This is a genomic window from Muricauda sp. MAR_2010_75 (genome assembly GCF_000745185.1).
Taxonomy (GTDB): Bacteria; Bacteroidota; Bacteroidia; order Flavobacteriales; family Flavobacteriaceae; genus Flagellimonas.
Genome location: NZ_JQNJ01000001.1, coordinates 1,693,691 through 1,708,677, shown reverse-complemented (window position 1 = coordinate 1,708,677; position 14,987 = coordinate 1,693,691). Strand labels below are relative to the sequence as shown.

At 45.3% G+C, this 14,987-nt stretch carries 13 protein-coding genes; 11 read left to right on the top strand and 2 right to left on the bottom strand.

The annotated features are described in order from the left end of the window. The first annotated feature begins 17 nt into the window (after window positions 1-17). From FG28_RS07670 to FG28_RS07650, 6 genes are all read left to right on the top strand, one after another. On the top strand, window positions 18-1,763 hold the full coding sequence (locus FG28_RS07670; protein ID WP_036381547.1) for a RagB/SusD family nutrient uptake outer membrane protein: 1,746 nt from the start codon (window positions 18-20) through the stop codon (window positions 1,761-1,763). Window positions 1,764-1,855: 92 nt separating this feature from the next. Then, on the top strand, window positions 1,856-2,938 hold the full coding sequence (locus FG28_RS07665) for a phosphatidylinositol-specific phospholipase C1-like protein (protein WP_036381546.1): 1,083 nt from the start codon (window positions 1,856-1,858) through the stop codon (window positions 2,936-2,938). 95 nt (window positions 2,939-3,033) lie between these two features. Next, window positions 3,034-3,213, top strand: coding sequence for a hypothetical protein (locus FG28_RS07660; RefSeq protein ID WP_036381544.1), 180 nt, complete (start codon window positions 3,034-3,036; stop codon window positions 3,211-3,213). A 131-nt stretch (window positions 3,214-3,344) separates the two neighbouring features. Then, entirely contained in the window at window positions 3,345-3,743 is a 399-nt protein-coding gene (locus FG28_RS20945) for a helix-turn-helix domain-containing protein (protein ID WP_051947215.1), read from the top strand. Further along, complete coding sequence (locus FG28_RS20940; RefSeq protein ID WP_081894256.1) at window positions 3,719-4,195, top strand: DDE-type integrase/transposase/recombinase; 477 nt, start codon at window positions 3,719-3,721, stop codon at window positions 4,193-4,195. Before FG28_RS20945 ends, FG28_RS20940 begins: the two co-directional genes overlap by 25 nt. Before the next feature lie 845 nt (window positions 4,196-5,040). Continuing rightward, window positions 5,041-5,256, top strand: coding sequence for a hypothetical protein (locus tag FG28_RS07650; protein WP_036381541.1), 216 nt, complete (start codon window positions 5,041-5,043; stop codon window positions 5,254-5,256). A 109-nt stretch (window positions 5,257-5,365) separates the two neighbouring features. Here the strand turns inward: FG28_RS07650 and FG28_RS07645 are convergent, their stop codons facing one another. Together FG28_RS07645 and FG28_RS20035 are read right to left on the bottom strand one after the other, a co-directional pair. Beyond that, the gene (locus FG28_RS07645; RefSeq protein ID WP_036381539.1) at window positions 5,366-6,007 is read right to left on the bottom strand and encodes a response regulator transcription factor; all 642 of its coding nucleotides are present in this window, start codon (window positions 6,005-6,007) and stop codon (window positions 5,366-5,368) included. Continuing rightward, complete coding sequence (locus FG28_RS20035; RefSeq protein WP_051947213.1) at window positions 5,997-9,428, bottom strand: two-component regulator propeller domain-containing protein; 3,432 nt, start codon at window positions 9,426-9,428, stop codon at window positions 5,997-5,999. The genes FG28_RS07645 and FG28_RS20035 overlap by 11 nt, the downstream gene beginning before the upstream one ends. A gap of 214 nt (window positions 9,429-9,642) precedes the next feature. On the opposite strand from FG28_RS20035, the gene FG28_RS07635 reads away from it, so the two are divergent. From FG28_RS07635 to FG28_RS07615, 5 genes are read left to right on the top strand one after another with little or no spacing between them, the layout of a single operon-like run. Continuing rightward, window positions 9,643-10,638 (top strand): hypothetical protein, encoded by a 996-nt coding sequence (locus tag FG28_RS07635; protein WP_036381537.1) that lies wholly within the window; start codon window positions 9,643-9,645, stop codon window positions 10,636-10,638. A gap of 59 nt (window positions 10,639-10,697) precedes the next feature. Next, window positions 10,698-12,062 (top strand): fibronectin type III domain-containing protein, encoded by a 1,365-nt coding sequence (locus FG28_RS07630; RefSeq protein ID WP_156102223.1) that lies wholly within the window; start codon window positions 10,698-10,700, stop codon window positions 12,060-12,062. Beyond that, the gene (locus FG28_RS07625) at window positions 11,984-13,573 is read left to right on the top strand and encodes a serine hydrolase (protein ID WP_081894252.1); all 1,590 of its coding nucleotides are present in this window, start codon (window positions 11,984-11,986) and stop codon (window positions 13,571-13,573) included. Before FG28_RS07630 ends, FG28_RS07625 begins: the two co-directional genes overlap by 79 nt. Continuing rightward, entirely contained in the window at window positions 13,570-14,415 is an 846-nt protein-coding gene (locus FG28_RS07620) for a serine hydrolase (protein WP_036381528.1), read from the top strand. The genes FG28_RS07625 and FG28_RS07620 overlap by 4 nt, the downstream gene beginning before the upstream one ends. After that, window positions 14,381-14,980, top strand: coding sequence for a hypothetical protein (locus FG28_RS07615; RefSeq protein ID WP_156102222.1), 600 nt, complete (start codon window positions 14,381-14,383; stop codon window positions 14,978-14,980). The genes FG28_RS07620 and FG28_RS07615 overlap by 35 nt, the downstream gene beginning before the upstream one ends. The last annotated feature ends 7 nt before the right edge of the window (window positions 14,981-14,987 follow it).

Sequence of the window (14,987 nt, the reverse complement as noted above, 5' to 3'; positions counted from 1 at the left end):
TTTTAAAATAGTATAAGATGAAAAATAAAATTTTTAGTAAAAAGCTTTCCATAATAGTTTTCCTGTTCGCTTTTCTGGGCTGTACAGATTTGGAAGAAGAAGTTCTTGATGAGTCTCTAACCGGTACCGGAGAGGCTGAGGTCGTGAGTGGCTCAATTGCACCGGTATATGGCATACTTCGTTATGTATGGTTTCATACGGTGAATTTTGGCCTTCAAGAAGTGGCTTCCGATGAGGCTATCCTTCCTTACAGAGGTGGTACCGATTGGTACGATGGAGGAAAATTTATCGCTGTCCATCAACATCTGATGACACCCAGCAACAGTTTGGTGGGAGATTCTTGGACCAATATCGCCTTGGGCATATCAAGAGCGGTAATTGCCAAGGAAAGGTTGCAGCCAGAAGCCGAAGGTGGTAATGCACAAGCCGCTGATGCGCTTAACGAAATGATTGCCATGAAGGCATATCTCAACATGTTGATGCTTGATAACTGGGGCTTGGTTTTTAAGAAGGAAAGTTCTGATGAGATTTCCGAAATCTTAAGGGGGCAAGAGGCCATCGACTATATTGAAAGCGAGCTTTTATCTGTTGTCGATGTTATCAATACCAATAAAGGTCCGGCTAGATTGACGCAAGATGCGGTTAGAACATTATTGGCACGTTTGTATTTAAATGCTGCAGTTTATCGTGATCCTTATGGTACGCCTGATTTTAGACAAGAAGATATGGATAAGGTAATTCAATACACCAACGACATCATTGCAGGACCATATACATTGTCTGCCGAATATTTTGAATTGTTCAATGATGACAATCATAACAATCCCGAGCTGATTTTTGCACTTGACCAAAGAGGTGTTCTTGAAACAGAGCATAGCCGTTGGGCATATTGGTCCATGTCGGGTGACCAAGTGCCAAGACCAGAAGTGCCCAGTTCAAGAGGTACCGATGCTGTTGCGGCAACGCCTGATTTTTACCAAACTTGGGTAGATGCCTATGGCGATGTTGATCCTGCCGAGGCAGATGCTAGATTTTTTCAAGAAAACACCATTATTCCTGAAGGTTTACAAGATTTGAGCGGGGTGAATCCAACCAATGATGAAGACCACTTTTACTGTGTTGAAGCGGAAGATTTTCAAGTAGATAGAGGCATCATTCGTGGTATTATCTGGGGACCTCGAAAAGATGAAAGCGGTAATATTATGACCTGTGATGATGGTACCGTTAGAATTTATCCTGTAATCAATAGACGAACTAGTGGAGCTGATATTCGTTATGTTGACCACAATTTACAAGTAGATTTTACTGCGGAAGGAAGCCTGCACAACACGGGACATCGTTTCTCGAAATATCAGTTTAGCAGTACATCGACCAACTGCTGTTCTTACAGCAGTGTTGATGTGGTATTGATGCGTTTGGGGGAGATTTATTTGATGCGTGCTGAGGCCAAACTGAGAAAAGGTGATAATGCTGGTGCATTGGCCGATATCAATACGCTTAGAGCTTCCAGGTCTGCTCGACCAGAGCAAACTCCTGAAGCTTTGACATCGATTGACATCGAGAGTTTATATCGTGAAACTGGATTTGAATTGTATTGGGAAGGTTTCAGAAGAAATTATCAAATACGTTTTAGCAAATACGAAGATAGCTGGACAGAAAAGACCGATAGCGATGTAAACAAAAGATTGTTCCCGATTCCGCAAAGAGCGATTGATGGAGCTTCCAGTGAAGAAGGCTTTTTAGAGCAGAATCCTGGATATTAAAACAAAACATCAAGGGCAAGAAATGATTTCTTGCCCTTGATTATTAAAATACAGATTGATTAAACTCTGTACAACGTTTAAATAATATCTCAATGAAAACTATACCTGCACTTTTGTTTTTGGTCATGCTTACGTTTTTTTTCAAAAGGCTTTCAGATGATGTGAGTGCCACCGATGAAGTTAAGTTGAACGACATTCAGGTTATAGGAAGTCATAACAGCTACAAAATTGGGATTGACAAACCACTCTTTGAATATTTGTTGGAGCAATATCCTGCGTTGACTTCTTTGGAATACGAACATATTCCCCTTTCCGAACAATTGGATTTAGGTTTGCGTAGTTTGGAGTTAGATGTGTATGCTGACCCCGAAGGTGGGTACTTTTCCAATCCCAAGGGTTTGGAAGTTGTCAGGGAAAAAGGAGCGAAGCCAAAACCTTTTGATGAGATGCAAAAATTGCAAGAGCCAGGGCTAAAAGTATTCCACATTCAAGAAATTGATTTTAGAAGTCATCAATTATTGTTTAAAGATGCATTGGTGGAATTGAAAAGATGGTCAGAAGCCAATCAGGGACATACCCCAATAATAATTACCCTAAACGCAAAGGACAGTGAAATAAAGGATACGAGAAAGCCATTTCCGTTTACAGGTGAAACGTTGCGAAGCATTGATGTGGAAATACGGGAAATTTTCGAAGAAAATGATTTGGTAACCCCAGACATGATTCGTGGCAATCATGGGACTTTAGAAGAAGCAATATTGATCGATGGCTGGCCAGTCTTATCAAACGTAAAAAATTGTTTCTTATTTGTTTTGGACGAAGGCGAAGAAAAAACAAACCGATATTTGGAACAATTTCCATTGTTGAAAGGAGCAGTGTTATTTGTAAACGAAAAAGAAGGCAACCCCAACGCAGCCTTTAGAGTCATAAATGACCCCGTTAAAAATTTTGATAAAATCAAAGATTTGGTTTCGAAGGGTTATATGATTCGTACCCGTGCAGATGCAGACACGAAAGAAGCGAGGGAAAACGACTATACTAGGTTTGAAAAGGCCAAAGCCTCGGGAGCACAAGTAATCACTACCGATTATTATTTGCCCAGCACTTTTTTTGAATCGGATTTTAAAATTGGGTTCGAAGGCGGGGTTTATGAAAGGGGCAGGAACCAAGAATGAGGATTGGAATCGTTCTTTTTCTCCTTCCTTTATTCTTCTCGGTTAGCTGCAAAACAGAAAAACTTTCAAAGCCAAGCGAAATAAAAATCGCTTTTATGACCGACGTTCATTTTGCGGACGTGTATCCAGCTATTGAAGACCATAATTTTGAAGGATTCACATCAATAGAAAGTGGAAAGAACGCTTTAATAAGAACAATGGATGCCCAGTTGCATTCCACCCGCCTGTTCAATGAAAATTATTTTGACTTGTTGCCGCTTTGGACGGTGCAGTAAGCTGGAAACGCCGGACATAGTATACCACCTTCGTCGGGCCAAAGTGAGCATAGCTGGCCGGTGAAAGTGAGCCACTTTTGGACCTGATCTGTCTGTAATGTGCCAAAGGTCTTTTCTTGTGAAAAAGGACCATGGCGAACAAGCAGATAGACATGCGAAAAATAAAACGGATATTCAAGCTCCACACCTCAGGTGTGAGCAAACGGCGGATAAGCCAGCAGTTGGGCATCTCCCGCAACACGGTGGCCAAGTACATCGATTTCTTCAAGTGTTACCGCCTGACGGCCTATGAGGTGGAGAAGATGACCCTGGAGGAACTGCACGGCCTCTTCAAGGCCGACCAAAGGCCAAAGAGCCCAAAACTGGTGGAGCTCCAGCGTTACTTTCCCTACTTTGACAAGGAAATACGGAAGACCGGGGTGACCCGACAGTTGCTCTGGGAGGAATATTATGCCAAGCATCCCGATGGCTTCAAGCTCTCACAGTTCAAGTACTGGTACGCCGAATGGCAAAAGGAGACCCCCCCGTGATGCGGATGGAGCACAAGGCCGGCGACAAGCTTTTCATCGATTTTACGGGCAAGAAGCTCACCATTGTCGACAGGGACACCGGGGAGCTCAAGGAACTGGAAGTGTTCGTCTGCATATTGGGCAGCAGCCAGTATACCTACGTGGAGGCCTGTGCCAGCCAGAAGCTCGAGGACTTCATCCGCTGCACCGAGAATGCACTGTGGTTCTACCGCGGAGTGCCGAGGGCGCTGGTGCCCGACAACCTTAAGTCGGCCGTTCCCAAGAGCAGCCGCTATGAACCAAAGGTCAACGAGGTGTTCGCCGACTTTGCCGAGCACTACGAAACGGCGGTCCTTCCCACACGAACCTATAGGCCAAGGGACACCCATGGGTGCTTTTTGTGGAAAGGGAGAAAGAAGAAAGATTCGCAAAGTTCTTTGAATTTACTTATGCTCCTTTTTAAAATCATATAATTTCAAAAATGCATGGGAATGTAATATCCTTGATTATTTTTTACCCTTTGAAAAAGTGGGACATGATATTAATTACGAGTCGATTTTCTACCAAACACAATCCAAGGAAAGACATAAATATGATCAGGGAACAAAATCCCTGCATGATAACAAAGGGAACCTTGGGTGTAAACCTGACCTAGGATTATTGAAAAATGTGTAAACTTGTTATAGTATCAACCGCTTTGAGTGACAACTTTTTTCAGAACAAGACACAAACTCATACAATTATACGATCATACATTTATACATTCAAATGATCATTTGGCTAAAAATATCTAATGGAAAGTGGATGTAACCTGAGGAACGTGAACAGTAATAATTAAGATTAATGTCATGTTTTGGGAATGATATTTCCTTCTCTACTTTTGGTCCGTACATGCTAAATATCGGTTTGGACAAGACAAATTGGGCAAAGCTGAAAAACCCTAGTTTATCTCTGGCAAAATTCTTAACCCACTATAAATGGCCCGGTCAACCACCATTACTCAAAGAAAGGGAGAGTTTTCCATGATGGGCCATACCCAAGAGTCCCTTTGGTAGGTTAAATTAAAGTTATGTTACAATGGACTGAACTATGTGGATAGGTAACTATTGACCGTTTTTCCTCCCTTTCCATAGAAATTCATTGCTGTGATTCCATCCAATTATTGCTTTCCCATTCCAAAATTTACTAGATGGCTTTGCCGTATATTGAGCCATGTACGACAAAACCCTTGCAAACAATCCATAGGCCATAGGTTTGTGGTATAGTTGATCGGAGGTCACTAAGCAAGCTATGTTTTTGCTAGCAAAAACTGGTCACTTTGTTCGCAAGCTTGTTGGGGAGGATCCCCAAACCCCTAAGATATGGCAAGACCAAAAAGGCCATCACAGCAAGTTTCAGGATAACCGATAGCAAGTCTGTCTTTGTCGGTGGACAGGCTACGAGGAATTCTGCTGATCAATTGACGAAATATTCTCCGAAAGCAGACAATGATATAGGGCACATCCAGGCTCATGACGGAAGGGCAAGTGACTAAATGAGCATTATAGGGAATCCATGGTCTCCAATGGGGATTGACCCGCCAAAAAGATAAGAGGGTCAATTAACCTTAACTTCATCGGTCTATCCCTCTTGTTTTGGCCACACTAATCTATCAATCCCTCTCGAAGTGCCTTGCCAATGGCCTCGCCCTGGGATCGGACGTGGAGTTTGTCGTACACTTTTTTAATGTGGGAACGAACCGTCTCCAAGCTTATGCAAAGATGGTCGGCCACCATTTTATAGCTGTTCCCTTTGGAAAGTGATACCAGGACGTCGATTTCCCTTGGGGAGAGATTATAGTCCCCTGCTGTTTTTTGGATCCCCTTTTTGGTAATGTCGCCGATGATCAATCTCGCTATGGCCGGGCTCATGGGGGCACCGCCCTCCATAACATCCTGGATGGCCGTGACCAAGCGTTCCGATATATGCTTTTTGAGCAGATAACCGTTGGCCCCGGCGTGCAGGGCCTGATAAACACGGGGGCTGTCATCAAAAACCGTTATCATGAGGATTTTCACATTCAAGTTGAACGTCCGTATTTTTTTTACTGCCTCTATGCCATTGAGGCCGGGCAGATCGATGTCCATCAGCACGACATCGGGCCTTAGTTTTTCCATATCGGCCTCAATGCCGTCGCACAAGGGAAAGTCCCCGACAACGGAAAATCCTTTTTCCCGGGACAAAAGCCCTACAAGGCTTTCCCGTAGGTTATCGTTATCCTCGTACATTAAAACGTCAACGCCCATGATCGTCGGTTTTTGGTGATCGGTCGGGAAACACTTTTGTAATGGGCAATGTCAAACAGACACTGACACCATTGCCGTTTCCTGTCTCTATTTTCAGGTTTCCCTTTATTTCTTGCGCACGGGTCGAGATGTTCCTTAGGCCGTTGCCCGTTCTGGCAGTATTGGGGTCATAGCCTTTCCCATTGTCCTTGATGCACATTCCTATGATGTTTCCATTCTCCTCGAAGGTGATCGTTATGTTGGATGCCCCGCTGTGTCTCACCGCATTGTTCAATGTTTCCTTGGCTATCAAATAGATGTTCTTGCGCTGTTCGGGATCCATCTTTATGTTTTCGGCATTGTTGGCCTCGGCAATGTCCAATCGCATTCCTGTGGGTTCCGTCACATCGGCGGCATACTCCTTTATCCGATAGATCACCTGGTCCAAACTGTCGTTTGCCGGATTGACCACCCATACCAGGTCGCCCATTTTTTCCATGATGCCGGAAGTGCGCCTGTGTATTTGGTCGAACTGTTTTTGGAAACTGGGGCTGTCCTTGGTGTCCTGGCTTGCCATTTTGCTGATGATCTGAATACTGGTAAGGGTGGAACCCATCTCATCATGGAGGTCACGCGCCATTTTGCCCCGTAATTCTTCTTCGATCAGGTATTTTGATATCCTTTCAGAGCAGATATCCGCTATTTTTTCGAGCAGATCCAAGTGATAGAACTTATAGAAGTTCTTTTCAGGATGTTCGGAATCCAATATGGCAAACACCTTTCCGTCGATCCAAATGGGTACGGTAATTTCCGAAAGTGCCTTTTCACTGTCCGGGATATACCGTGGGTCCTTTTCGGTATCCGCGATGCGTTCCGGTCTCCCGGTTTTTGCCACACTGCCCACGATTCCTTCCCCTATAGGGATTTCCATAATGTTGATTATTTTTTTTCCGTAGGGGTTTTTGATCCCAAAAGCCGCTTTCTGTACCAATACTTTTCGCTCACGGTCCACCAGATATACGATGGCATCGACAAAGCCCAGGTTCTGTACACAGTTTCGGGCGGTATCCCATAAAATGTCATCCACGGTATGCTGTCCATATAACGAAGTTGCAAAAACGTTCAGCATTTTTTCAATCCGCAATTTTTCTTGGTTGGAAGTAATGAACTTATAGAAAAGGATACCTGCCAAAAGGATGAGTGCGGCAATAAACCACCATCTTTGCCAAAAGGGTGGGACAATGGTGAAAGTAACAACATCTTTTGAAGTGTGCCATTCGTCTTTCATTGAGGAGGCAGCCACCTGAAATCGGTACTTGTCAGGGGGCAAATTCCAAAGGAACAATCGTTTTTGATTTCCAAGATGGAACCAAGGACCATCTTTTGTTAGCCGATATCTGTACTCAAGGTTTTCAGGCATGCCATAATAAGCGGTCGTAAAATCGATTTCCACGTTTCTGTAGGGGTATTTCAAGCTGAAGGAACTGTCAACCGTTTTGATAACTGTCCCTTGTTCTGGAATCCTCACGTTCTGGATAATGGGCCTGAGCACTGGAGCGGTATAATCTACCTTTTCCGGAAAAAAGTGATTGATGCCGTTCGTGCCCCCTATGAAAACCTGGCCCGAACGGGTCGTTAAGTAGCTGTTGCGGTTAAAAAAACCGCCGTGGACATTATCGGCATGTCCAAAAGTGGTCAGCATTTTTCCTTTGTGATCGTAACTGTGCAGTTCACTATAGGATACCAGCCAGAGCTGTCCGTCCCTATCACCAAAAAGGGAGTTGATGCCATGGTCCGAAAGTTCAGGTATTGTTTTTTCCAGCAAGGGCAGGTTATTCTTGACACTAAAAAAGTACACCCCTTTGACCGTACCGAGATAATAGCCGCCCCCGTGCTCCAACATGGACAATAGCTTGGTGTTTTCGAACCCCTCGACGATATGGAATTTAAGGTTATGGGATGCATCCAGGCAGTACAGACCATTGAAAGTACCTATAAAAATATTTCCAAAAGAATCTTCGTAGGCGAACCTCACATTGTCCCCGGCTCCCGGGAAATCAATTTCCTTTACCTTTCGGGATCCCTTTTCAATATGATAGGCCCCATTTTCGGCCACGGCCACATGGTTGCCGTTTTTCAGGGTGATGATTTGGTTAAAGAAGGCCCGTTCGGTCTTTTGACGTAATTTTTCCCCTATTTCCGAATCCTCGAACACCGGTCTATGGAACACCTTGGTCCCGGGATTGTAGTACCACAGCCCTTTATTGGTCTGACCGATGATGATATCGGGACCATCCCGGGCAAGTCCCCTAATGGAAGGATGGTTCAATCGGTCCTTGGCACCTTCCACGGCAGGCATGGTGACAAAGGTATTGTCGTCCAAATCCCAATATGTAAGTCCATTGATGGTGGCCAGCCACAGATTGCCCCTTTCATCTTCTAGAAAACTGCGCACATCACCGGAAAAAGTGCCTGTCCGGCCGTTGAGAAAATGTATTTGGTACGGGGTGTCGTTGAAGTACAGTAGGCTGCTCTCGGTTCCCGCCCAAATGTTGCCGTCCGGTGCCCTGTACAGGGCCTGGTAGCGTTGCTGCGGGAATGCCTCTCCCTGCAGTTCGAGCGGCACGGGCCTTATGGTCCCTGCACGTCCATCCAACAAGAACAACCCATCAAGGGAAGCCAGATAGTACAGATCGTTTCCTGCAGGGGCAGCATCCATCACAAAAAAAGACTGGTTGCCATCGGGCAGCACAAGCCGCTTCTTCTCGCCAGAGGAGAAATTATAGAGCCATGACTTTGTTTCCCAGGTGCTTACAATGACCTCCTCCCCGGAGAGTGCGATGACGTTCCGTATCTGGGGGAAATGCCGATGGGCCTTTTTTCCCTTCCGCAGGGAATGTCTCCATACCGTGTCGGACACACCATAAAAGACCATATCGCCATAGAGGGAAATGCGTTCCTGCCCAATGGTGGGAACTTGGCCTGTGTCTTGGAAAATATTCTTTTGACAAACAAAAGATCTTTGTTCCTCCCTGTAGCGGTATAGGCCATTTTTGCTCACATAATAGGGTGTCCCCGTAGGGGGTGCCAACAGCAATTTATCGAGGTCCGCGCCTTCTTGGATCCCAACTTCAACAAATCCATTGACGGATGTGTCAAAGAAGAACACGCCTTCGTCCCCCGACACCCAGATGGTTCCCTGGGCATCACTGATGAGTGAATGCACATCGACCCCCTCAAAGTACGTATCCAGATGTTCCCCGTCAAACCGTTGTACCGTTCGTTCATTGAACGACCAATCATTCAACAGCCATATAAAATTATTGTTGTCGCCAACAATTTTCCTGAAACCAAAATTGAACCCTGTCTCTTTGGTGTAGAGCCGAACGGGGTGTGCCCTGGACTGCGCCATGGCAATGGGCACGGCACAAAAACTTGCCATGAGCAAGATTGCACTGGTCAAAATCCTTGTAAGGCACATTGGTCCGTCCATCCTATCCCAAGGTTACATTTTGAAAATCAATGGTGTACCAAAGATAGCGAAAGGAACGGTGGCCTAAAATCACATATATATGGTATTGTGCCGGTCCAAGGAGCTCACGAAATTTGAAACTGTCAAACCTCAAGATGCTCTTATCCGTAAAAATTGGAATACCATGAAAACAACGATCGTCCCCAAAGGGGGTGGACTTTTTATATTGGCCCTGCTTGCGATGGCCTGTAACAGCAGTGACGATGGTCCGACACAGGTGCCCAGCGTACCCATCGGCCTCACGGCAGAGCCTGGCAATGGACGGATTGTCCTCATCTGGGAGGCCAACATCGAAACAGACCTCTCCCATTATAACATTTACCAGGGGACTTCTGCGGATGACCTTGAAAAAGTGGATGAAGAAGGTGATACATCCTATGAAGCCAAAGACCTTTCCAACGGTACCCCCTATTATTTTGCCATCGCTGCCGAAAACATCAATGGGGGTGCCTCGGCAAAAAGCCGTGTGGTAAGTGCTGCCCCTGAAGCCAACTGCAAAATTGTTTCAATGCTTGGGGATAACGGCACAGTGACCAACATCACCTATGATGGTGAAGGAAAAATCGTGTCCCTTGCCAATGGGGACGTACAACGCACTTATGTGCATACCGGCAATACCATTGTTGCCAGCGAAATTGTCCAAGGGAACTTTAGCTCTAAGACCATCATTTCGTTAAATGAAAGTGGACTGCCGACAGATATCCTCATAGAGCTGGATGAAGCAGGCACGAATTGGATTAACCAAGCCTTTGGGTACAACGGGGCCTACATAAGCCAAGCGGTCCAGACCGATCCATCGGGAGGACCATCGGTAGTGGTATTATACGAGTGGGAAGGCGGAAACCTTGTTTCACAGACCAATGGAAACGATACCACCGTGCTTGAATACTTTGAGGAACACGACCTGCAACAAGGCGATTTTTTAAATCTACAATATTATTTAACGTTCGGTCACTACCCTCTGTACCAAAATCAAAATTTGATAAAAAGTATCGATTATGGGAATGGAAGTGTGTTTGTCTTCGATTATGCTTTTGATGGTGACGGTAACATAAGTACCATTACCCAAACTTCCAATTCAGGCACCGTCAATTTCAACCTACAGTACCAGTGTGACTGACATCGATTGAAGCCTTGTTTGTGAAGGGCCATATAAACTCACATAAAAAAATAAAAAAAATGATGATTCCACGAAAATGCACCCCCTTGTTTTTTACAGTGTCCCTACTGATAAGCTGTAGCGGTGACGACAAGGGCAACGGACCCGATCCGACACAGGTGCCCACCGTGCCCACAGGCCTGTCGGCTGAGCCCGGGGACGAACGGGCCACCCTATCTTGGAATGCCAATACGGAGACCACCTTGTCACATTATAACATTTACCAGGGGTCTTCTGCGGATGAACTCGTGAAAGTGGATGAAGAAAACGATACATCCTATGAAGCCCATAACCTGACCAATGGTACCACCTATTATTTTGCCATCGATGCAGAAACCACCAATGGGGACGTTTCGGGGTTAACCGCCACAGTAAGTGCTGTTCCGGTATCCGCATCGGCAACGGTATATGTTGCGGGCCATGAAGGCAACGGGGCAAACCAAGTGGCAAAACTGTGGGTAAACGGAATACCACAAATCCTTTCGGAAATCCCGAACGACACCTACGCACTTTCAGTTTTTGTAGCTGGTGAGAATGTATATGTGGCGGGACGGGAAAGTACCGCGGGAGTGAACAGTAAGGCCACGCTATGGGTCAACGGTTCGCCACAATACCTTACGGATGGTTCGACCCCTTCCAGTGCGAATTCTGTCTTTGTGGATGATGGTAATGTTTATGTAGCAGGCTTTGAGGTAAACAGTGAAAATATATCTGTTGCCATGTTATGGAAAAATGGTGAACCACACCCACTTACCAATGGGCAAGATGCAGCAATGGCTTTTTCGGTATTTGTCGATGGCAATAAGGTTTATGTTGCAGGATCTGAAAACAAAGACTATCCGGTCGGTTCCGAAAACGAGGGGACTTCATACCCCGAAGCCAAGTTATGGGAAATGGCACCGAACGGAGCGATACAGGCCGAAACCCTAAGTACGGATTTTAGTGTGGCCTATTCGGTATTTGTGGATAATGGCGATGTGTATATCGCTGGGTACAGGCAGGCTGAAATTGGCACAGATTTTTTGGCCAGGCTATGGAAAAATGGTGTGGGACAAGCCTTTTTGAACCAACAGGACAATGGTGTGGGAAGAGCGGTATCTGTGGATGGTGGCGACATCTATGTGGCCGGGAACGAAAACCTTCCCGGAACGTATATGGAGGCAAAGCTGTGGAAAAGCAATACCGTACATTTTTCATCGGAAAACCTTATAAGTAGTGGCTCCAGCAGTTCCGAGGCATTTTCCGTGTTTGTGGACAATGGCGATGTATATGTAGCAGGAAGGGCAAACGCAACCAAGGCCACCCTATGGAAAAATGGTACGCCACATTTTCTTACGGACGGACAATACCCTGCCATTGCATGGTCAGTGTTTGTAAAGCATTGATCAACAGCATGAATTATTTGAGTTTGGTGTATCTTACGATAAATAAACCAATAGGGGGCAATAAAATGTTGACCAATGGCCCATTTAAAACAACGGCTATCTGCCTGATCACGATCATCCTTTGTACCTGCCAACCGGATAAAGATCGTGGCAAAGATAACACCCCGGAATACATGCATACATTGACGGGCAAGATCGATTCTATAGGACATGCCTTCATCGACCAGTACAAAACAATGGGCTTGTCGATAGCTGTGGCAAAACAGGGTGAAACCATTTACAGCAACGGGTTTGGATTCATTGATTCTACCAAAACAAAGGTGGTAACGCACGATAACATTTTCTTGTTGGCATCCGTTTCAAAGTTGCTCTGTGCAACGATGGTGATGAAACTGGTGGAGGAAAACAAACTGTCCTTGGAAACTTCCTTGGATAAACTTTTGCCCGACTTCCCCAATAAAGAACAGGCAAAAAGGATCAAGCTCAAACAACTGCTCGACCATACGGCCGGATTAAAGGACTATGCCAGTGTTCTTGACAGTGTGTATAGGGCATCGGGCATAGCCCCCACCCTTAAGGATCATTATGCCTTTTTTCAGGACCGTTCCCTCGACTTCGGGCCATCCACCCATTTTAACTACTCCAATTCCGGGTATGTACTGATGGCAGAGATCATTGAAAGGGTGACAGGCAACACCTTTGAAGCGGAACTCGACCGGATCATCAATATGCCTACTGGACTCAATTTCAAATTGATAAAGGATAGGATAACGGACCCAAAGTTGACCTCCGTGTTTGAACTTGAAGGTTCAAAATTCAACTTTCGATCCCATTGGACGTGGATAAAAGGTGATGGTGGACTCACTTCAACCGCTGAAGAACTGGCCCGTTTTCCTTTTTCCTGGTCCGACGGGACCATCATCTCTCGGGAATCATTTCACAAAATGTGTGTTCCCACGAGGTTGAAGGACGGTATTTCAACTGGCTATGGCATTGGAGTGAGAACAGGGAAGTTTGAGGGAGAACCCGTGGTGGGGCACACAGGTGGCAACAAGACCGGATTGGCGGCTTTGCTGTACTTCCCTGAAAAAGGGACCAGTGTTGTTGTTTTTGTAAACACCGACAATACAAACACAGATGCACTGTACATTGCAGGGTACGTTGCTTTGGAAGTCCTTGGCAAATCGTTTCCGGATCTAAGGAAAATGGAAGTCAAAATGGAAGACCTGTCCCGGTTCACGGGGGATTATCAAGCCACGGACAGTTATACTTATGGCCCGGGCAAGATGTCTATCGTGAAATACGAAAACGATCCCAACCTATACCGAAAAAGGACAAACAGCAACTACAAGGGCCAGAAACTTTATTACTTGGGCAACAATGAATTTGGTTACGAAACACATCCTATGGACCGTATTGTATTTCAGATGGATGATATCGGTAACGTAATTGCCTACAACGATTTCTGGAACGGGTTAAAAAAGGGAGGTCTGTACCGAAAGCAAGAATGAAAAAATTAGCTGTTCTTTTTTTGATCTGGTTTTCATTGTTGTGCTGTAAACGAGACACGGTACAGGAATTGATCGAGCCTAGGGTCGACATAGTAAAAATAGATGCCATGGTCGATCATTTGATTTTCGACAAGGACATTCCCGGGGCATCCGTCGGGATATCGATAAAGGACAGCATCGTCTATCGTAAAGGATTTGGATTTACGGACACGACCAAGGTTGAACAAATACATCCAAAGTCCATCTTTCCCATAGCATCCATAACAAAACTTATTACCGCAATCGGAATTTTGAAGTTACAGGAAGAAGGCAGGCTCTCGATAGAACATCCGATCACCCAGTATTTTCCTGAGCTTCCCAAATCGTATTCAAAAATCAAGATCAAGAACCTGCTCAACCATACTTCCGGGCTGACCTTGATGACCGAACTTGCCGATAGTTTGCGACAATACAAAGGGATTGATATACGCAATGAAAAAATATTTGACTATTTGACCCCCCAAAGAATGAATTCCCCACCCAATGAGGTTTGGGCCTATAATAACACTCCAGGATATCTGTTGCTATCCTTGCTTATTGAAAGGGTTGTCCAAATGGATTATGGTGGGTTCCTGCACAACTATTTTTCTGTTCCACTTGGGCTCAAAAATTTCGGGCTTTGCTCGTCAGGACAGTTCAGCAATGGATACAGCCTTACGTTTCTTATGGACAATCCCATGGCCAGGTACCTGGATGGCTCAAAAATCTTTGAACAGTTGAAGGGACAAGGGGGAATCTGTGCCTCGGCGGAAAGATTTGTTGGCCATTATGATAGCTTTGCAAAATGGAGAGCTCATATCTAAAATGAACTATGAATTGATGCAATCGGAAACCATATTGTCCAACGGGTTGAAAATTCCCTATGGTCTGGGTACAAGAATGGGGTTTTCGGGCAGCCATTTTAAAATGGGGCACACTGGCGGGGCATTTACCGATTTTGCGGCGGTGTTCCATTATCCAAAGGAGAATATGTCCATAGTGGTACTTACCAATGCCGAACCCAGCAATGCCCCGATGATAGCGGAACAGATTGCCAATGAAATATTTGGCATGGAAGCTCCGAAGAGGGTTGAACCCAATGGTCGTCGTGTACTGTATGAAGGCACCTTTCAATGGGGAACGGGCACGATAACCTATGACTTTGACGAAAGGGGGACCTTATGGGAGTCGATAGATCATGGGACCGGTGAGGTTGACAGCCTGGATTACCACTACATCGGGAAGAACAGGTTCTACAACCAAAAGCATGGCTCGGAAATCGAATTTCTGATCGAAGACAATGAGGCCGTAAGCATTCTTTCCTATAGCTCCGGGCTGTTTTCGGATGTTGAAATAGCCGTTAAACGTTCTTTCCAGATATTGGATTAAATAGCTT

What these genes read in the sequence shown, in the direction of transcription:
- FG28_RS07625 (WP_081894252.1), top strand. Translation starts at nt 11,984, where the DNA reads ATGGAAAAATGGTACGCCACATTTTCTTACGGACGGACAATACCCTGC.
- FG28_RS20940 (WP_081894256.1), top strand. Translation starts at nt 3,719, where the DNA reads ATGGCAAAAGGAGACCCCCCCGTGATGCGGATGGAGCACAAGGCCGGC.
- FG28_RS07665 (WP_036381546.1), top strand. Translation starts at nt 1,856, where the DNA reads ATGAAAACTATACCTGCACTTTTGTTTTTGGTCATGCTTACGTTTTTT.
- FG28_RS07620 (WP_036381528.1), top strand. Translation starts at nt 13,570, where the DNA reads ATGAAAAAATTAGCTGTTCTTTTTTTGATCTGGTTTTCATTGTTGTGC.
- FG28_RS07635 (WP_036381537.1), top strand. Translation starts at nt 9,643, where the DNA reads ATGAAAACAACGATCGTCCCCAAAGGGGGTGGACTTTTTATATTGGCC.
- FG28_RS20945 (WP_051947215.1), top strand. Translation starts at nt 3,345, where the DNA reads ATGGCGAACAAGCAGATAGACATGCGAAAAATAAAACGGATATTCAAG.
- FG28_RS20035 (WP_051947213.1), bottom strand. Translation starts at nt 9,428, where the DNA reads ATGGCAAGTTTTTGTGCCGTGCCCATTGCCATGGCGCAGTCCAGGGCA.
- FG28_RS07615 (WP_156102222.1), top strand. Translation starts at nt 14,381, where the DNA reads ATGATAGCTTTGCAAAATGGAGAGCTCATATCTAAAATGAACTATGAA.
- FG28_RS07670 (WP_036381547.1), top strand. Translation starts at nt 18, where the DNA reads ATGAAAAATAAAATTTTTAGTAAAAAGCTTTCCATAATAGTTTTCCTG.
- FG28_RS07660 (WP_036381544.1), top strand. Translation starts at nt 3,034, where the DNA reads ATGACCGACGTTCATTTTGCGGACGTGTATCCAGCTATTGAAGACCAT.
- FG28_RS07630 (WP_156102223.1), top strand. Translation starts at nt 10,698, where the DNA reads ATGATGATTCCACGAAAATGCACCCCCTTGTTTTTTACAGTGTCCCTA.
- FG28_RS07645 (WP_036381539.1), bottom strand. Translation starts at nt 6,007, where the DNA reads ATGGGCGTTGACGTTTTAATGTACGAGGATAACGATAACCTACGGGAA.